17 protein-coding genes are annotated in these 18,996 nt (G+C 49.7%); 11 read left to right on the top strand and 6 right to left on the bottom strand.

Annotated features, from left to right (window positions below; translation table 11 throughout):
- The first annotated feature begins 28 nt into the window (after positions 1–28).
- Positions 29–907: a DUF72 domain-containing protein gene (locus ACN6MW_RS08545; protein WP_419875088.1), complete on the top strand. Its 879-nt coding sequence runs from the start codon at positions 29–31 to the stop codon at positions 905–907.
- A 47-nt stretch (positions 908–954) separates the two neighbouring features.
- Here ACN6MW_RS08545 and ACN6MW_RS08540 read toward each other — a convergent pair whose 3' ends face one another.
- Positions 955–1,323, bottom strand: a complete 369-nt coding sequence (locus tag ACN6MW_RS08540; protein WP_419875087.1) for a DUF4180 domain-containing protein — start codon at positions 1,321–1,323, stop codon at positions 955–957.
- 487 nt (positions 1,324–1,810) lie between these two features.
- On the opposite strand from ACN6MW_RS08540, the gene ACN6MW_RS08535 reads away from it, so the two are divergent.
- A complete protein-coding gene (locus tag ACN6MW_RS08535) occupies positions 1,811–2,185 on the top strand; it encodes a winged helix-turn-helix transcriptional regulator (protein WP_364145622.1) in 375 nt (124 codons plus the stop codon).
- A gap of 65 nt (positions 2,186–2,250) precedes the next feature.
- Here the strand turns inward: ACN6MW_RS08535 and ACN6MW_RS08530 are convergent, their stop codons facing one another.
- Positions 2,251–3,327 carry an SDR family oxidoreductase gene (locus ACN6MW_RS08530; protein WP_419875086.1) on the bottom strand — a complete coding sequence of 359 codons (1,077 nt, stop codon included), beginning with the start codon at positions 3,325–3,327 and terminating at the stop codon, positions 2,251–2,253.
- A 459-nt stretch (positions 3,328–3,786) separates the two neighbouring features.
- Entirely contained in the window at positions 3,787–4,833 is a 1,047-nt protein-coding gene (locus ACN6MW_RS08525; protein WP_419876304.1) for an LLM class flavin-dependent oxidoreductase, read from the bottom strand.
- 287 nt (positions 4,834–5,120) lie between these two features.
- On the opposite strand from ACN6MW_RS08525, the gene ACN6MW_RS08520 reads away from it, so the two are divergent.
- The 6 genes from ACN6MW_RS08520 to ptsP all read left to right on the top strand — a co-directional run bounded on the left by ACN6MW_RS08520 (position 5,121) and on the right by ptsP (position 10,882).
- Positions 5,121–5,909, top strand: a complete 789-nt coding sequence (locus ACN6MW_RS08520) for a DeoR/GlpR family DNA-binding transcription regulator (RefSeq protein WP_419875085.1) — start codon at positions 5,121–5,123, stop codon at positions 5,907–5,909.
- Positions 5,906–6,850 (top strand): 1-phosphofructokinase, encoded by a 945-nt coding sequence (pfkB, locus tag ACN6MW_RS08515; RefSeq protein WP_419875084.1) that lies wholly within the window; start codon positions 5,906–5,908, stop codon positions 6,848–6,850. Before ACN6MW_RS08520 ends, pfkB begins: the two co-directional genes overlap by 4 nt.
- Before the next feature lie 37 nt (positions 6,851–6,887).
- A complete protein-coding gene (locus ACN6MW_RS08510; protein WP_419875083.1) occupies positions 6,888–8,273 on the top strand; it encodes a PTS fructose transporter subunit IIC in 1,386 nt (461 codons plus the stop codon).
- Between the two features lie 79 nt (positions 8,274–8,352).
- Positions 8,353–8,805, top strand: coding sequence for a PTS sugar transporter subunit IIA (locus ACN6MW_RS08505; RefSeq protein WP_364145631.1), 453 nt, complete (start codon positions 8,353–8,355; stop codon positions 8,803–8,805).
- A gap of 22 nt (positions 8,806–8,827) precedes the next feature.
- Positions 8,828–9,100, top strand: a complete 273-nt coding sequence (locus ACN6MW_RS08500; RefSeq protein WP_419875082.1) for an HPr family phosphocarrier protein — start codon at positions 8,828–8,830, stop codon at positions 9,098–9,100.
- A gap of 39 nt (positions 9,101–9,139) precedes the next feature.
- Positions 9,140–10,882 carry a phosphoenolpyruvate--protein phosphotransferase gene (ptsP, locus tag ACN6MW_RS08495; protein ID WP_419875081.1) on the top strand — a complete coding sequence of 581 codons (1,743 nt, stop codon included), beginning with the start codon at positions 9,140–9,142 and terminating at the stop codon, positions 10,880–10,882.
- A 52-nt stretch (positions 10,883–10,934) separates the two neighbouring features.
- Here the strand turns inward: ptsP and ACN6MW_RS08490 are convergent, their stop codons facing one another.
- The 3 genes from ACN6MW_RS08490 to ACN6MW_RS08480 are packed head-to-tail and all read right to left on the bottom strand — an operon-like array spanning position 10,935 to position 14,026.
- A complete protein-coding gene (locus ACN6MW_RS08490; RefSeq protein WP_419875080.1) occupies positions 10,935–12,083 on the bottom strand; it encodes a DHHW family protein in 1,149 nt (382 codons plus the stop codon).
- A gap of 21 nt (positions 12,084–12,104) precedes the next feature.
- Entirely contained in the window at positions 12,105–13,496 is a 1,392-nt protein-coding gene (locus ACN6MW_RS08485; protein WP_419875079.1) for an MBOAT family O-acyltransferase, read from the bottom strand.
- Positions 13,497–13,501: 5 nt separating this feature from the next.
- Positions 13,502–14,026 carry a DUF4358 domain-containing protein gene (locus tag ACN6MW_RS08480; protein WP_419875078.1) on the bottom strand — a complete coding sequence of 175 codons (525 nt, stop codon included), beginning with the start codon at positions 14,024–14,026 and terminating at the stop codon, positions 13,502–13,504.
- Between the two features lie 216 nt (positions 14,027–14,242).
- Here ACN6MW_RS08480 and ACN6MW_RS08475 point away from each other — a divergent pair, with 216 nt between their 5' ends.
- From ACN6MW_RS08475 to ACN6MW_RS08465, 3 genes are all read left to right on the top strand, one after another.
- Entirely contained in the window at positions 14,243–15,352 is a 1,110-nt protein-coding gene (locus tag ACN6MW_RS08475) for an ABC transporter ATP-binding protein (RefSeq protein WP_419875077.1), read from the top strand.
- A 13-nt stretch (positions 15,353–15,365) separates the two neighbouring features.
- Positions 15,366–16,925, top strand: a complete 1,560-nt coding sequence (locus tag ACN6MW_RS08470; RefSeq protein WP_419875076.1) for a glycine betaine ABC transporter substrate-binding protein — start codon at positions 15,366–15,368, stop codon at positions 16,923–16,925.
- 263 nt (positions 16,926–17,188) lie between these two features.
- A complete protein-coding gene (locus tag ACN6MW_RS08465) occupies positions 17,189–18,982 on the top strand; it encodes a sensor histidine kinase (RefSeq protein WP_419875075.1) in 1,794 nt (597 codons plus the stop codon).
- Positions 18,983–18,996 lie beyond the last annotated feature (14 nt).

Genomic DNA, 18,996 nt, shown 5'->3' with positions numbered 1-18,996 from the left:
GTTAAAAAGCGGAAACGGGGGGAGGGACATGCCGATACATATTGGATTAGCTGGCTGGGGAGATCATGATCAGCTGTATGTCTCCGTTGCCAAAGCCGGCAGTAAGCTGCGGCAATACGCGAAGCATTTTCCTCTCGTGGAGGTAGACAGCACTTTTTATGCGATCCAGTCCAAGGAGCGGTTTGCAAAATGGCTGGAGGATACGCCCGAAACATTGCATTTTCTCGTGAAGGCTTATCAGGGCATGACGGGGCATCAGCGGGGTCCAACCATACCGGCGACTGAAACGAACGAGATGTTCGCGGCGTTTCGGGAAATGCTGGAGCCGGTGATAGCGGCAGGCCGATTGACTGCAGCGCTGTTCCAATATCCGCCTTGGTTTGATTGCACGCAGGCAAACGTACGCATTCTTAGGGAAACGAAGGCGCGGATGGAGGGAATTCCTTGCGCGCTCGAATTTCGCCATCAAAGCTGGTTTACCGAAGAGTACAGGGAGAAAACACTGGCATTCATGAAACGGGAGCAATGGATGCATAGCGTGTGCGACGAGCCGCAGGCGGGAATCGGCTCGATTCCGACGGTGCTGAAGGCAACGGATACCGAAATCACTGTCGTCAGATTCCACGGCCGAAACGTTTCCGGCTGGAATCAAGCCAGCGCGCCGAATTGGCGGGAGGTCCGTTATTTATACCGTTACAGCGAGGCCGAGCTGCAGGATTGGGTTGATAAGCTGAGGCAGCTGGAGCAGCAGAGCAAGCATATACATGTTATTTTCAACAACAACTCCGGCGGAGATGCGGCAGATAACGCTAAGCGTCTGATGGAGTTGCTGGGATTGACGCGTCCGGATGGCGGGAGCCCGAATGAACCGCCTGCTCCGGTAGCGGAGCAGCTGGATTTATTTTGAGCCTATTTCAAAAGTTGAAGAAGATATAGACCACATCGCTGATGCGGTCACGGGGCATGGTGGAGGGCTAGCAGCCCGGACGGCAAATCCTTCAGAAAAAATACCTGATTGCCTTTGTTGCACTCGAAAATAAAATCCTTTAGGCTCTCGCTGTCATAGACGTCGAAGTCTCCAATAACGGCGAGCTTAACCCGATAGTTCGTATACTTTTGCAAAATGTCGCCGGCAAGCCGCGTTTTTAGCTCGAAGAAATCCTCGGTGATGTTCGACTTGTTTATTGCAATTTTGTAGCAATCCTCATGGTATCTAACGGAAGCCATCAAGTCGAGCGCCCCTTGTACATCATGGATGACGATCTCATCGCTTTCTATAATAGCTACTTTTGATTCAGCCAGCTGGTCAACAATTATTTTCATTATTATCTCCGCCTTTCGCAGTTAGCTATATTAAATGCAAGCAGCATTATATTTATAGTATAGTTCAATATCGAGACATTGTAATCGTATCTCAGGTTATTCATTTAACGGGAAAGGGTTGATTACGATCAAAGATGAGAGTGAGGCAGGGAGCCCCAATGGGGACCGATATGAAAAGATATAGGATAGCGCTGTTCTTATTGCTTGCTGGGATTGTTTTCTTATTCGTCGGTCTTATGATACATCCTCTGGTTCCTTATCAGGATCCAACGCCGGAAATGCTCGTGAAGCAGAATAAGGATGCTGCATGGGGATATAAGTTTATGTCATTAAGTTTCATGCTATTAATTGCCTCGATTGCAGCATTTTCGATAACATTGATGAAAAAAACCAAATAACGGCTATCTTGAACGATTACAGGATAGGCGATACTTGCGCCTACAGGATTAAGGCGATATCGTAGAGGGCAGGGAGGCGATGTGAACCTATGCTGGAACCGGGGAAAACGTACAATACGGCAGTGGAGGTAACGCTCGAGGTCATCGGTGGCAAGTGGAAGCAGGTCATACTTTTCCATCTGACGTTCGGCAAGAAACGCAACGGCGAGCTGAAGAGCCTGTTACCTTCGGTAACGCAAAAAGTGCTTACCCAGCAGCTGAAGGAATTGGTAGACGATGGCATAATTGCCCGGATTTCATACAATCAAGTGCCGCCCAAGGTCGAGTATGAACTGACGGAGTACGGCTGGAGCCTAAAAGAGATTCTTCATCTCATGTGCAGATGGGGAGATCGGCATGCCGAGCGCGCTTACGGCGATAAGATCAAGATTTTGGCCGGAGCGCCTCGAATGGATGAAAATTAATTCGCTAGAAAATAGAAACCGGTCGCTGGATGCCAGGGACCGGTTTTGTTGTAAGCAGCCATGGGTCAGGGGATGACCTTGCGCTGCCGCAGATCCTCAAAGATATTCAGAAACATTGCTTCTGTATCCATGAATTCATGAAAGCCGAAACGGCGAGCCTTCGTGCCGTCCGCAAAAAAATCGTAATCCCAGGAAAACACAAAATCTCCAAACCCCCATGAGGAAACGTCCTTATAGGCGTTATCCACTAAACCATGCTTCTTCACCATGGCTTTCCATAGCTCCTCTTTATCGGCCATAACCACATCCAAAGACATCTGCAGCGGAGGCGCTGTCTCAAGGCCAAAGTTTGCGGCAATCTTAGGCCAAAGCTCATTCCATCGGAACAGGTCGCCATTCGTAATGTTGAACGCTTGGTTTGCGCAGCGGTCATCCGTGGCCGCCCAGACGGTAGCTTTTGCCAGCAAGCCGGCATCGGTCATCTCAAGCAGGCTGTTATAGGCACCTGGCTTTCCGGGAAAACGAAGCGGCAGCCCAAGCTCCTTCGAAATGGAAGCATAAATGGCAATGACCATCGCTAGGTTCATGGGATTGCCCAAGGCGAACCCGCATACGACGGAAGGGCGGAGCGCAGACCAGGTCCAGCTGCTTCCCGGCTGCCGCTGTTCGAGGAATTGCTGTTGGTCGACATTAAACTCCGGCGGCATATGATAGGCATCCGTTTCACGGGCGGGTGTCTTGAAGGGACCCAAGTGTGCGCCGTATACTTTGTGGCCCTGCATGAGACTGATATGCCGAAGGCCCAAAGCGACCGGTTCGATTGCATTGACGACGTTGACGAGCATGGAGAGGTTTGGGGGAACCAGCTCGGCCCAAGTAGGACGGTCTTGATAAGCAGCATAAAAGATATGGGTGACTTCCGTTAAACGGCCGAGCTTCTCGAGCGTATCACTTTCATTTAGCAGATCGACAGCTTCATATCGAGTGCGGCCGTTACCGCTTGAGTCCCCGCCACGCCGCGATACGCCGATAATATCCCAATCGGGAAGCTGCTCGAGATACTCGATTAGATTCCTTCCAATAACTCCATTGGCTCCAATGACAAGTGCCGTTTTGCGCGGCGGCGTTTCTTGTGCTTTCATAAGTTTTTCTCTCCTCATCCGTTGTGATCTCAACCTCATTGTGAATGCTGCGGCGAGGAATGAAAAGTACGCACTTTAGAGTGATATAGTTACTTGAAAGTAATATAAGGCGTGAAATTACGTAGGAATGTACGCAACTATACGCATGTTTAGCCGTCTTTAAAGTATGTTGTTTTTTTAAAAGGAGTGGGGATTGTATGATGAAAACTAGATTGCTAGAGGTTTTGATCAGTATCGTGCTTGGCTTTTTTACAGGAGTGTTACTGAGCGGGTCAGGGATAAATATTGAAGAATGCGGAATTCAGATTTTGCTGGGATGTATTTTCTGGATTAACGTTTTTTCTTATCTAAGACAAAAATAATAGGAGGGGAGGTTGATCCCCGTCCAAAAGATGTGCGTAAAAAAGAAGTGTGCAGGCCGCCAATCGGCCCGTACACTTCTTTTTTTGGGCAACTTTCTTAGGACTCGCTTCGCGCAAGCTCTTTGCGTACGATAGGCGCCACCTTTGTGCCGAGAAGCTCGATCGCATGCAGAACCTCGCGATGCGGCATCGTTCCTACATTGACATGCAGGAAGAAACGGGTAACTCCTAAATTTTTGCGCAGCAGGAGAATCTTTTCGGCGACGAATTCCGGATCGCCGACGTAGAGTGCCCCGCGAAGACTGCGAGCGGCATCGTATGCTTCGCGGTTGTAATTTTGCCTCCAGCCGCGTTCACGGCCGATAACATTCATTTGGGCCTGCGTCGGTAGGAAAAACGAATCGGCTGCCTGCTCGGTCGTGTCGCCCACAAATCCATGCGAATGCGTCGCAATTGACAGCTTGCTCGGGTCATGCCCAGCCTTTGCCGCGGCTTGTTTATAGAGTGCAACAAGCGGTGCAAAGCTCTCTGGCATTCCGCCAATAATGGCAAAAGCGATAGGAAGGCCCAGCGTGCCTGCCCGGACAGCCGACTCCGGATTCCCGCCGCTTGCAATCCATACAGGGAGCGGGCTCTGAACGGACCGTGGATAGACAGCGAGATTATCGATCGCAGGACGATGACCGCCGCGCCAAGTTACCTTCTCCGAGTCCCGAATGGCAAGGAGCAGCTCCAGCTTTTCTTCAAACAATTCTTCATAATCATCCAGGCTGTAACCGAAAAGCGGAAAGGATTCGATAAACGATCCTCGTCCCGCCATAATTTCAGCCCGTCCATTCGAAATGCCGTCTAAGGTAGAGAAGGCTTGGTAGACGCGAACGGGGTCGTCAGAGGACAGAACCGTTACCGCGCTCGTAAGCCGTATACGCTTAGTCATGGCCGCCGCTGCCGCTAATACAACTGCCGGCGAGGTACCTGCATAATCTGCGCGATGATGCTCGCCAATCCCGTATACATCGAGTCCGACCTGATCGGCCAAAACAATTTCTTCTACCGCATTGCGCAGACGCTCGGCATGGCTGATGACTGCACCTGTTACCGGGTCCGGCGTCGTCTCCAAAAATGTACTGATTCCTATTTCCATGTTTGCTGCCAAATCGGCCATTTCAATACTCCCCCTTCATTAACTTATATTTTACTCAATTTATTATGGTTTCTCAAATTTAGTAAGTTACCTCATGCTCGAATCAGTCATGCATCGGTCATCATGATCACTTACCGCGCATAACGATCATAAAAAATCACAAAGAAAGCGCTTTACAATATCTAAATAGTCATATACAATTACAAATGAGAGTAAATGAGCAAATGAACATAAACAATCTGATCACTCATTGCAAATAGATTATTTGAGCAAGGAGGCAAAACTGTATGTTATTTGAAGAAGAACGCAAGCGGCAAATAGCGGATTACGTTCGTCAGCATGGCCGTGCTTCCGTTCAGGAGCTGTCGAATCATTTTGAGGTATCGGAATCGACCGTTAGGCGGGATTTGAGCGATTTGGAGGAGCAGGAGCTGCTGCGCCGTACGCATGGCGGAGCGGTAGCGGCTATGCAAAGTAACAGTAGCGAGCCTTCTTTCGTGGAGAAAGAGGATCGCTTTCAGCAGCAAAAGCTCGATATTGCAAAGGCGGCACTGTCGCTCATTCGCGAAGGCGATACCATCATGCTGGACTCGGGCACTACGACGTATCATTTAGCGAAGCTGCTGAAGAACTTCCAACGATTGACCGTGGTGACCAACTCGGTCATGGTCGCGCAGGAGCTGGCGAATGAGAAGAGCATCGAGCTTCTGCTGACGGGAGGCATGCTTCGTCCGGAGACGCAGGCCATGGTTGGGCCATTCGCGGAGCGGGCTATCGCATCGGTACATGTCGATAAGCTGTTTCTTGCAACGAACGGGTTTGATGCCGAGAACGGATTGTCTACGCCGAATCTTATTGAAGCCGCAACAAAGAATCGAATGATTAAATCGGCTGATGAGGTTATTTTGTTAGCGGACCACAGCAAATTCGGAAAAGTTTCCTTTTCCCGGTTTGGGGAGATCAAGGATGTCACGACATTAATTACGGATTCGTTAGCTTCGCCGACTGTTTTGCAGTCATTTGAAGAAAAAGGAATCGTTATTGTCTTGGCAAGTAACGGAGGTGCTGTACAATGAAGCCGGCTGCTTCAGTCATCACCGTTACGCTGAACCCGGCATTGGATAAGACCGTCACTGTAGAGCAGTTTGAGTACGGAGGGTTAAACCGGATCAAAGAGATGCGGACCGATGCAGGGGGAAAAGGAATTAATGTTGCAAAGGTATTGAAACTATTCGGTATCGAAGTCAATGCGCTGGGGTTCACGGCAGGTTATCAAGGGCAGGTCATTCGCGACCAGCTGGAGAAGCTGGGCGTCCATTCCGCCATGATCGAGGCTGAAGGTGAAACGCGGGTTAATTTGAAAATGGTCGATGAATCGACGAAACAGACGACCGAACTCAACGAGCAGGGCTTCGCGGTTGACGCTCCGCTGCTTGAGCAGTTCCGGGAATTGTTTAAAACCAAGGCAGCAGAAGCGTCCATTATCGTTCTGGGCGGCAGTCTTCCTCCCGGTACGCCACCCGATTATTATCGAACGTTAATCGAGAGTGCACGGGAGCTGGGGATAAAAACAATACTTGATGCAGACGGCGAGGCGCTTGCACGCGGGGTCGAAGCCTCCCCGTTCGCTATAAAACCAAATATTCATGAACTTGAAGCGCTGCTTGGCGAGAAACTCGGTACCATGGAGGAAGTAATCAGAGGGGCAAAAACATTGATTGACCGTGGCATTGAATATGTTCTTGTCTCTATGGGAGCAGAGGGTTCTCTTCTCGTCAACCGGACGGAAGCGGTGAGAGCAAGCCCGTTCCCAATCGTTCCGGTAAGCACGGTAGGGGCAGGAGATTCCATGGTTGCCGCAATGGTATACAGCTTCCTTGAAGGCAAATCAATCGAAGAAACAGCGAGATGGACATCCGCGGCGGGCACGATTACGGCTTCCAAGCCAGGCACGCAGGTATGTACTCTGCAAGAGGTCATGCAGTCGGTTCAGAGGGTTGCGCTTACATCTTATTAAAAAAACATATGCCCATTCCAAGGAGGATTATTGAGCTATGAAAAAAATACTTGCTGTCACGGCTTGCCCGACCGGTGTCGCTCACACGTATATGGCTGCCGAGTCTTTGATTAAAGCGGCTAAAGAAAAAAACATTCCGCTTAAAGTGGAAACCAGAGGCGCCGTTGGCGTCGAGAACGAGTTTACCGAGCAGGAAATTGCGGAAGCGCATGCGATTATCGTCGCTGCCGATACGGATGTGCTGGAATCTAGGTTTGCAGGCAAGCCGGTCGTAAAAGTGGCTGTCGCCCAAGCGATCAAAAACCCGGCAGGACTGCTGGAAGAAGCATTAGCCAAACAAGCGTCTGCTCCAGGCGGCTATGCGAACCAGGTAGAGCAGTCGAAGTCCGAGCGCAGCTCAGCACGCAGCGGACCTTATAAGCATCTAATGACAGGCGTATCGCATATGCTTCCCCTTGTTGTAGCCGGCGGTCTGCTTATTGCTTTATCGTTTATATTCGGAATCAAAGCATTCGAGGTGGAAGGTTCATTCGCCGCAGCGCTCATGAACATCGGGAGCGGGTCGGCGTTTGCCCTAATGGTTCCCGTTCTTGCAGGCTTTATCTCCTTCTCTATTGCGGAGAAGCCTGGTCTCGCACCGGGCCTCATCGGAGGCATGCTGGCATCGACCATCGGGGCTGGTTTTCTCGGCGGTATTCTTGCGGGTTTCTTGGCAGGCTACACTTCGCTTTTCCTGAAGAAAAACATTAAGCTTCCGCGCAACCTGGAAGGTTTGAAGCCGATCCTGCTCATTCCGCTTCTTGCGTCGGGCTTCACTGGCCTTATGATGATTTATGTAATCGGCGAACCGGTTAAAGCGATTATGGATGGTCTTACGGCTTGGCTAACGGGTCTTGGAACGACAAATGCCGTGCTGCTCGGCCTATTGCTAGGCGCGATGATGGCATTCGATATGGGCGGTCCGGTTAACAAAGCCGCTTATACGTTTGCGGTAGGTTTGCTTGCAAGCGATGTCTTCGGTCCGATGGCAGCGGTTATGGCAGCAGGCATGACGCCTCCGCTTGGTCTCTGGCTTGCAACGCTGCTTGCCAAAAATAAATTTACAAAAGAAGAAAAGGATGCAGGAAAGGCGGCGTCCGTACTCGGTATTTCGTTCATTACGGAAGGAGCAATTCCGTTCGCTGCCGGCGATCCGTTCCGCGTCATTCCTTCTATTGTGGCAGGCTCGGCAGTTACCGGCGCGTTGTCGATGGCTTTCGGCGCAACGCTGCGCGCACCGCATGGCGGCATCTTCGTTCTCCCGATTCCGAATGCGGTTAGCCATCTGGCGCTGTATGCGCTCGCGATCATCATCGGTACGGTTGTGACAGCGGTCATGCTGAGTATACTTAAAAAGCCGGTTGAGCAGCGCACGCAAGCATAAAAGGGGAAAACAAATCAATGGATAGGGGGAATCCTCCCCCTATTTTCTATAACAATTATATATTCAGGAGGAATACACCATGAACATTAACTCTCTTTTGGACGAAAAGGCTATATTTATCCCGCTGGCATCGAATGATAAAAACAGCATTATTGCTGCTATGATTGACGGCCTTGCCGCATCCGGTTCCGTATCGGATAAGGAAGCATACATGAACGCAGTTCTCGCGCGCGAGGGTACGGGCTCGACAGGCATCGGATTCAGCGTAGCGATTCCGCATGGCAAATCCAGCGGCGTCGCGACGGCAGGCATCGCATTCGCTAAGCTGTCGACGCCTACGGAATGGCAATCCCTTGACGGAGAACCGGTTAAAGTCGTATTTATGATTGCCGTACCTGAAGCTGCAGAAGGTAACGATCATTTGAAAATATTAATTGCATTGTCGCGTAAGCTCATTGATTCCGAATTCCGCGAGAAGCTGATGGCCGTCGAGCATTCGGACCAACTAAAAAGCTTGCTTGAAACGATATAACCAAAAGGGGAGGCATAACCGCATGTACGCACAAAAAGTAGTTATTCAAAACACTGCCGGCTTTCATATCCGTCCCGCACAGCTATTTACTGAAAAGGCAGCACAATTTCAATCGACGGTTCTGATCATGCCGGAAGGCACAACTACGGTAGCCGATGCCAAAAGCATTCTTAATCTCATGACGCTGGGTTTGGAAAAAGGAGCCGTTATTACGATTCAAGCCGAAGGGCCGGATGAAGCGGAAGCGGTCGCGGAGCTTTCCGAGCTGGTAGCAAGCGGATTCGGCGAAGAATAATATCGGCTTGCACGAAGCAGCAGCAAGGAGGAACGCAAAATGAAGACAGAAATAACCGAGCAGCGATTGACGGGACTAGGCGTATCCGAGGGCATTCGGATAGGCAGGGCTTTTGTCTATAAGCCGTTAAAGCTTGAAGACATCAAAGAGAGCAAGACCGAGCAGCCGGACCAAGAGCTGGCTCGCTTGGAGCAGGCCAAAGCGCAATGCGTTGTGGAGCTCAACGCACTCATTGAACGCGCTAAGCAGACGCTTGGCGAGGAAAAGGCCGCGATCCTGAAAGGTCAGGTTAGCTTCTTGAGCGATCCGGCGTTTTACCCGCCAATGCAGAAGCTCATCCAAACCGAGCAATGGTCGGCCGAAGCCGCGGTCAAACGTATCGTGAATCAGGTAGCCGGGCTGTTCGAAGCGATGGCGAGCGAATACATGCGCGAGAGAGCGGCTGACATCCGAGATGTCGGCACCCGGCTGATGACGCAGCTTGTAGGGCATCAAGGCGCACGGCTGTCCGATATAACGAGCGAGGTCATCATTGTGGCCGACGACCTGACACCTTCGGATACGGTTCAATTGGATAAACAATATGTGCTTGGCTTCGTAACCCGCATCGGAGGCAAGACGTCTCATACCGCGATTCTCGCGAACTCGCTGGGGATTGCTGCCATACTCGGATTAGGCGAGGCGATTGAGAAAATCCGGCATGGCGAGGAAATGATTATCGACGGTTCGACCGGCGAATGCGTGCTGCATCCGGCGGAGTCCACGAAGGAAGCATTTGCGGCTGCATTTGCCGCCGAACAGCTGGAGCAGGAAAGCTTACAGGCCTATCGTGACCTTGCTGCCGTAACGAAGGACGGTTTCGCCTTCGAGATTGCCGCGAATATCGGAACGCCTCAGGAAGCAGCGGGTTTGCTGGAGAAGGGCGCGGAGGCCATCGGCTTGTACCGGACGGAATTTTTGTTCATGAGCACCTCCCAGATGCCTTCCGAGGAGATTCAATTCGAGGCTTACCGCCAAGCGGCGGAAGCCATGCAAGGACGCCCGGTCGTTATCCGTACGTTGGATATCGGAGGGGATAAGGAGCTGCCGTACCTTCAGCTGCCCGAAGAGATGAATCCCTTTCTCGGCTATCGCGCGATCCGTCTTTGCCTGGATCAGAAGCAGCTGTTTCTTACGCAGCTGCGTGCCATTATTCGGGCCGGAGCGTATGGCAACATAAAGATCATGTTTCCGATGATTTCGGGCATGGACGAGTGGCGCCAAGCCAAGGCGTTGTACGAAGAGGCTCGCGAGCAGTTAATTAACGAGGGAGCGAGCATTGGCGAAGCGATCGAAATCGGCATTATGATCGAAATTCCTTCCGCCGCTCTGATAGCGGACCGCTTGGCCAAAGAAGTCGATTTCTTTAGCATCGGCACGAATGATCTGGTGCAGTACACGGTTGCGGTGGACCGGATGAATGAGAAGGTCTCGTATTTGTACGATTACTTCCATCCGGCGGTTCTGCAGCTTATTAAGACGGTCATTGACGCTTCGAATAAACATGGCAAATGGACGGGTATGTGCGGCAGCATGGCAGGCGATCCGCTCGCTGCTCCGCTGCTTGCCGGACTCGGCCTGCATGAATGGAGCATGTCGCCTACGGCTGTGCATCGTATCAAGCAGACAGTTAGGAAGCTCGATCGCAGCGCCTGCGTACAGCTGACCGAACGGCTTCTCGATATGGATACGCCGGCTGAGATCCGTTCTGAGCTTGCGGCATTTCTGAAGCTGGAGCAATAACTTTTTTTGTTTTGAAAAGGAGCAGCCAACACGGCTGCTCCTTTTTTGCTCTTTAATACTTCAATTTCAGTAAATTACGTTCCGAAACAAAAGTCGTCGTATTAAAAAGCATCAATACGTCTTTTATACCGTTCTCATCCATATAATCGCTGATGCTGCCATTATAGTAACGGATATCAATAACATGGATATCCTGCACATGCTGTGTCAGGAAAGGGAGGAAGCTATGCGCGTAGGAGTCTTTGATGACGAGCAGCTTATCCAGGTCTATTTTGTCCGGAGGAAGCTCGCTGTGAAGCGTCATAAGCGCGTGCACGCCGCCGAGAAAATACGAATATTTATCTTTTTTGGCCAGATAGCCCGGATCATACATGCTCGGCACCGTTTTGTCCGTATCGGCAATGTACATGTCTGTTTGAATGCCGCTTTTGTCTTTGTAGGCTTGGATGGAATCGGGTTTTAAACCGCTGAACTGGCTGCGTGTATGATAACTGCCTAGAAACGAGTCGGTAACCGTCTCAATATTGAAATCATCCTCGGAAACGGGCGTCCAGCCCATCTGTCCGGCATACGCCGTATAAGCAAGGTAAGCGCCGTAGGTGGTCCAGTGGTGATCCGTTTTGTAATAAATGGGCTTGTCGCCGTCGGCTGCTGCACTAAGAAAATCAAAGCCGTCCATGAAGGACATGCTGCCTTGCACCTGCTTGCCGATTAAGCCGTTGACCTCTTTTTGCGGATAAGCGTCGGCCAGCCACGGCAAACGCTCGGGATATAAGCCGATAGAGGTCGGAGCCAGCATGAAGGTAATACTCGCATCCGGATGGTTTTGCGCATATTTCGTCAACGCGGCTGCATATTCCTTGATTTCCGTCTCATTCGGTTTGCTCAGCTTCTCGAATAAATAGCCATCCGAGCCTTTATAGATGCCGTTATTTTCCTGCTGCAGCCGAAGCTGCTCGAGCATGGATTTTGTCCATACCCAATTTGTCCGGAAAGGGAAATGATCGGTGACATAGCTTTCCGATTCTTCGGAAAATGTTTTGGACCAAATATTATCCCAAGTAAGCTTGGGAGCTTTCTGAAGCGAGCGGTTCTCCATGTCCGAAAATGCTTGAACAGGCAGAATGAAAAATAATATAGGCATGGCGAATAAAAGGCTGACGAAGCCCCAGACATAAGCGCGATCCGTTTTTTTGCTCATAGCTGCGAGCCTCCTTTTTCGTTAAAAACGGAAATATAAGAACGGATTAAACGTTGCATCGACTAAATAAGCAACCGACATGAGGAAGAGGACAGCATGCCAGCCAAGCCGTACAACCGTTCCAAAGCCGCGGAATTTATTGAATTCATTGCGCCTCGGCATGGAAGCAAGGACCAATAGCACGAGCAGGATAGCGTTCGTGTATAACAAATACAACGATTCATTGTTCCACAGCGGCTGATGGTTCGCGCCGAACATCGCAGCAAAATAAGCTCCCATATCCTGTAAATCCTCAAAAACAAAGAAAACCCAGCCGATTAAAATTAGAAACAGCGCGTACGCATGCCGAATCCATGCGGGCAATCGCTGCAAGAGCTTCAAGCCGAACCATTTCTCCAAGACGAGAACGACTCCGAAATACAAACCCCAAAGCAGGAAATTCCAGCTTGCGCCATGCCATATGCCGGTAAGCAGCCACACGATCATAATGTTGCGAAGCTGCTTCCACGGGCCCTTCCGGTTGCCCCCAAGCGGGATATACACATAATCTCTAAACCAAGTGCTGAGCGAGATATGCCAGCGCCGCCAGAAGTCGGTAATGCTTTGCGCCGTATAGGGCCGATTAAAGTTTTCGTTGAACCGGAAGCCAAACATCATGCCGAGACCGATCGCCATATCCGAATACCCGCTGAAATCAAAATAAATTTGAAAGGCAAAGGCGATTATGCCGAGCCATGCGGTCAAGACGGGCATCGTGTCCGTGCCGGTACTTGAAATGGTATTCCAAAGCAGCCCGATATTGTTGGCAAGCAGCACTTTTTTGGCCAAGCCGATTATGAACCGTCTTACGCCTTCGGCGAACAGTCCGGTGTCAACGGTACGATGCCGCAGCTGCTCGGCAATGGTCGAGTATTGAACGATAGGACCTGCAACCAGCTGCGGAAACAAAGCGACGAAGGTGCCGAAATCGAGCCAATTGCGCTGTGCCTTAGCCGTACCCCTATAAACGTCAATAATATAGGACATGGATTGAAACGTATAAAACGATATACCGATAGGCAGTGCCAAATCGGTTAACGGGATTTGCGTACCCAGCCATGCGTTCACGTTCTGAATGAGAAAATCAGCGTATTTAAAATAACCCAGCAGGGTCAAATTGACGATGACGGAAGCGACGACAATCCCTTTCCGCTGCAAGCTGCTTCGCTTCGGATGGCTTAGGAGCAACCCGAAGCCGTAATCCGTTACCGTGGAGAGCAGCATGATCGCAATGTACACAGGCTCGCCCCACGCATAGAAAATGAGGCTTGTTACGAATAAAACAAGGTTTTTTATTCGCCACGGGGATACAAAGTAAAGCAGCAGCACAGCAGGCAGAAACAGAAAGAGGAAGAGTAGGCTGCTGAATACCATACTCGTTATTTTTGCTCGAAGAAAGTATCGAACTCACTTACGAATTGATCGGCTTGTTCGGAGATTACGAAAAAGACATAGCTGCCTTTCGTTACGAGCTTATAGTTTTTGGCAATCTCGTATTGATCCTGAAGATAGGTTTCGAACGTTTTTTGAACGTCGCCGGCGCGCTTCTTAATGCCGTCTTCGACTGCCGCGATATCCTTAGCATCCTTCACTTTAAAAACAGCAATTTCATTTGTTTTGATATTCATCATTGGTGACATAATCGTATATTGTTCTAGCAAAGCAGGGTCGATATAGTACATTTGCTTAACCATATCGCCGGTCATTTCGATTAATGCCGGCTGCTCGATTTTGGCCAGCATGCCGTCAACCATTTCTTTGGTCGTTTTAGTCGTAACGGCCTGTTCCTCTTTATTAGCGGATGTATTGTTGTTAGCGGCGTTATTCGAGTTTGCGCCCGAGCAAGCGGTCAGCACCAAACCCAGCGCAATCACGAGCATAAAAGCAAAATAATTTTTTTTCATCACATTCAATCTCCTCGGTGTCATATTTTTTTGTTTTTCAAAAGGTAAAAACGGTAATGAATCCGTTAATGTTGCAGTTAATTTATCATGTTAAAAAATAACTTTCGCCATGCTATTCAAGAATCAGCCATTAGAAGCAGTGGCATATATCGTATAGAAAAGAAACATAAGGTCAAAATAACAGAAATTCTATCCTGATTAACACGAGGTGTCTGATTGATACAATTCACAAATGTGACGAAACGATACAGTGACGGTTCGACCGCGCTAAAAGGCATTGATCTAGAGATTAAAGAGGGAGAACTTATTACCTTAATCGGACCGAGCGGCTGCGGCAAGACGACGACGATGAAAATGATTAACCGCCTTGTCGAACCAACCTCCGGCCAAATCTTGATTGGAGGAAAGGATATTTCCCGCATAAATCCGGTCGAGCTGCGAAGAAATATCGGTTATGTCATCCAGCATATTGGTTTATTTCCGCATATGACGATCAAAGAGAATATAGCGGTCGTACCTAAACTAAAGGGAATCGAAAAAAGTGCCTATGAACAGAGAATTGACGATCTCATGGAAATGGTTGGACTTGATCCTAGTCAATATCGGGATCGTTACCCTGCGGAGTTGAGCGGAGGCCAGCAGCAGAGAATTGGAGTCATTCGTGCGCTTGCGGCAGAACCGTCGATTATTTTAATGGACGAGCCTTTTAGCGCGCTGGATCCGATTAGCCGGGAACAGCTGCAGGATGAATTGATACATTTGCAGGAGGAAGTAAAGAAAACGATTGTCTTCGTATCGCATGATATGGATGAAGCGCTAAAAATCGCCGACCGTATCGTGTTGATGAAAGACGGGGAAATCGTTCAGGCAGACACGCCGGACCGCATCCTGCGCCGCCCCAAAAATGATTTTGTACGAACGTTTATTGGAGGCAATCGGTTGAATGAATCAGAGCAGCTGACGGTGGACGATGTAATGGTTCAAAATCCGGTGACGATCTCCTTGACGCGCGGTCTGGCTCACGGGGCAAAGCTAATGAAGCAATTCCGGGTGACGAGCTTGCTCGTAACAGATAAGAACCGGTTTTTGAAAGGCATCGTGACGAAAGAGCTGCTCGCGGAGCAGTACCATCACGAAGATTTAACCCTCCAAGACATTATGAAATCCGATATTCAGACTGTACAAACCGGAACAGGAGTGGCTGATGCTGTGGAACTTATGAGGCAGCATGGCTTGTATAGCTTGCCAGTGGTACATCCTAACGGCTTGTTGGCGGGCCTTGTCACCAATTCTAGTCTAATTGATGCTCTGCTTAAGCAGATTTGAAGGAGAGTTAGCCATGAGTCTTTGGCATGTGATTATAAGCAGGCAAGAGGACATTTACCGCGCGACAATGGAGCATATCGAGCTTTCGTTTATCGCTCTTTTAATCGCGATCGTGATTTCGATTCCCGCAGGGCTGCTGCTGACTCGTTTTCCGAGGTTGGCCGCCCCGGTAATTGGTGTAGCCTCCTTGTTTCAGACGATTCCCAGCTTAGCCTTGCTCGGCTTTATGATTCCGATTCTCGGAATAGGGATGTTTCCGGCCATCGTTGCTTTGACCGTCTATGCCCTGCTGCCCATTCTGAGAAACACGTATACCGGCATCATGAATGTGGAGAAGCCGATCAAAGAAGCCGGGATCGGTATGGGGATGACAAGCATGCAGGTCATGCTGAAGGTGGAGCTGCCGCTTGCATTGAGCGTAATCATGGCAGGTATACGTACGGCGACCGTTATGCTGATTGGCGTAGCTACGCTGGCATCGCTTGTCGGTGCGGGAGGTTTGGGGGATTTAATATTCCGGGGGATCTCGACGGTCAATACCGAATTGATTTTGGCGGGCACAATTCCCTCAGCTTTATTAGCGCTTCTCTTTGATTACTTACTGGGATGGACGGAGAGAGCCGTTACTCCAAAAGGCTTGCGTACGCGCAGTAAAAGACCATCCAAGTTTTTCAAAGGATTGCAAATAGGACTAGGTACAGCACTGCTTGTCGCAATAGTGGCAGGAATCGTGGCGAAGGGTAATCCGTTCGGTTCTGATTCAATCGTTGTCGACGGTAAAAATTTTACCGAACAGGATATTTTGACTCATATGATGGCGACCTTAATTGAACAAAAGACGGATTTGAAGGTCGTGCGGAAGCCTTTCCTTGGAGGATCCCAGGTGACACATAATGCCTTGATCAAAGGAAATATTGATATATACCCGGAGTATACGGGAACAGGGTGGACCTCCGTCCTAAAGGAGCAGCCAATCGGAGGTAAGCCGGAGGAAACCTACCGTAGGGTAAAGGAAGCCTATGAGCAAAAATTCAATATCACTTGGCTGAAGCCGATTGGTTTCAACAATACATATACACTTGCTATGAAAAGGGAGCGGGCTGAACAGGAGAAAATCGAAACGCTGTCGGATTTGGCGCAAAAATCACAGTTATTTACACTAGGCGCCACTCACGAATTTCTGGAGCGCCCGGATGGATACCCTGGGCTGCAGCAGGCCTACGGTATGAAGTTCAAGGAAGTGAAAGGGCTGGATCCCGGGCTGACCTACAGCGCGGTGAAAGAAGGAACGACGGATGTGAATGACGCCTTCTCTACGGACGGCCGCATCGAAGCATTCAATCTCAAGATAATCAAGGATGACAAGCAATATTTCCCACCCTATTACGCTGTACCTATCATCCGCATGGAGACACTTCAAGCACATCCTGAACTTGAGGAAGTACTGAATCTTCTTGCTGGCAAAATTGATGATCGTATGATGTCGGTGCTGAATGGCAAAGTGGATCTGGAAGGACAACAAGCTCGTGTCGTTGCCGAACAGTGGTTGAGGGATGAGGGATTGATCGAATAAATAAATAAATAAATAATTAAATAACGAATGGATTGCTTCGTAGGTATTTGCCTTCCATATCTAGAATTAGACACCTTTATTGTTTGCATGGTTGTTAAACACCTCCATGACATCAAACAATAAAGGTGTTTTTCTTTTCGGAGAGAGAAATTTTTATATCTATCCCAACAACCTCAAGTTTCGTGTTAAACTGTAGCTTCAAAAGTTGATTTATTTAGTAAAACTAGTAAAAAAGAAGCATATTCTGCTCAGGGGGACAACGGGTGAACGTGTACAACCGCCTAAAACGATTCGAATGGTTCCGTAACCGATTAATCCGCAATAAGATTACGCTTGTCTACGTTCCGCTTATTATTATTCCTTTATTCGTGCTCGGCTTTGCTTCCAGCCATATTTATACCAATGCGATCGTAGAGAAAACGGTAAAAAACGTATCCGACAATTCCTCCCTTATCATTACTCAAATCAACAGCATATTGACGAATGCGACCAGCACGGCCAATATGCTCACGCTTAATTTGAATAAGGTGCTGGTCGAGGATCAAGCAGGCTCAAGGGGGCAGATGTCGGAGCTGCAGCTGTATACCAAAATTACGAATCAGCTCAGCTTTGCGCTGGTCGTATTTCCCGATGTGGAATCCGTCGCATTCATTGCTCCGGATCATCGCATTTACGGCTCCAATATGAGCATGGAAAGCCGACAGGAGCTCGCGGCAGAGAGCGAGATGCTTCACCGTATGCAGCAATCGAACGGGGCGAATATCTGGTTTCCGATGCAGAAACGGAATTTTCTCGTGAACAGCGAAGCGGAGCCGGTCCTCACGCTTGGCAAGCGCATCGTAAACATTAATACAGGCGTGCCGCTCGGTTATGTGATTCTAAATGTGAGGGAGAGCACCCTATCGGCCGTTTATGAGAATATCGGCTCGATGAAGGAAGGCTCTTATTTTATAGCAGATGCCGCCGGACGCATTGTTTCCTCGCAAAATGCAGCCGAGGTGCTGCAGCCGATCAAGGACCCGGCTTTGCTGGCATGGATGCAGGGAAGCAAAGACAGTGCAAAGGTCCAAACCTCCGAGAACGGCGAGACGCTGCTCGTCAGCAGCGAGATTCCGAGCCTCGGCTGGAAGCTGATCTCACAGGTGCCTTATGATCTGCTGACGGAGGACACAAGAAAAATCACAAAGCTTATCCTGCTGATCGGACTCGTTTGTTTTGTAATGGCCTTGTTTGTCGCACGGCTGTTGTCGAATGTCATCTCCAAGCCGATTGTCCATTTATCCCGTCACATGAAGAAGGTAAAAGAAGGGAATCTGGATCAGCAAATCGAGGTAACCTCGGGTGATGAAATCGGTTTGCTGGCTTCCGGTTTCAACACGATGATGGGGCGGGTCAAGGAGCTCTTGGCGAATATTAGCGCGGAGCAGCGCAAGAAGCGGGAATACGAGCTGGCGCTTATGCAGGCGCAGATCAAACCGCATTTTCTGTATAACACGTTGGATGTCATTTATACGCTGTCCGAGATGGGACGCGCAAGGGATGTGCAGCGAACGACCAAGGCTTTAGCCGATTTCTACCGCGTGGCGCTCAGCCAAGGCAAGGATCAGATCAGGCTGGATGAGGAAATGAGAAGCTTGATGGATTACCTGTCCATTCAGCATATCCGTTACTCCGATGTGTTTGACTTCAAAATGGATATTGATCCTGGCATTTTGCATTGCACCATTCCGAAGCTGACCGTGCAGCCGCTGGTGGAAAATGCGATTTACCACGGGCTGAAAAATAAAGCGACGTTTGGCCGGCTGACGATTGCGGCGAGGCGCGAGGAGCAGAAGGTCGTCTTGACCGTAAGGGATGACGGCGCGGGCATAACGGAGGAACGGCTGCAAGCGATAAACGCGGGCATGAACGATTCACAGCGGCAGGTGGGCTACGGGCTAAGCAGCGTACACGAGCGAATCAAGCTATACTTCGGCGAGGCCTACGGCGTACAAATCGAGAGCGTGAGCGGGCTGGGCACAACGGTAACTGTCCAGCTTCCTTATCAAGCGGAATAGGAGCGAGAGCAGCG

Origin of the sequence: Pristimantibacillus sp. PTI5 (genome assembly GCF_048572955.1) — a bacterium.
In the GTDB taxonomy this organism is placed as follows: Bacteria; Bacillota; Bacilli; order Paenibacillales; family Paenibacillaceae; genus Pristimantibacillus.
Note: the sequence above shows the minus strand (reverse complement) of the source record. Positions and strands in the feature narration are given on the sequence as shown.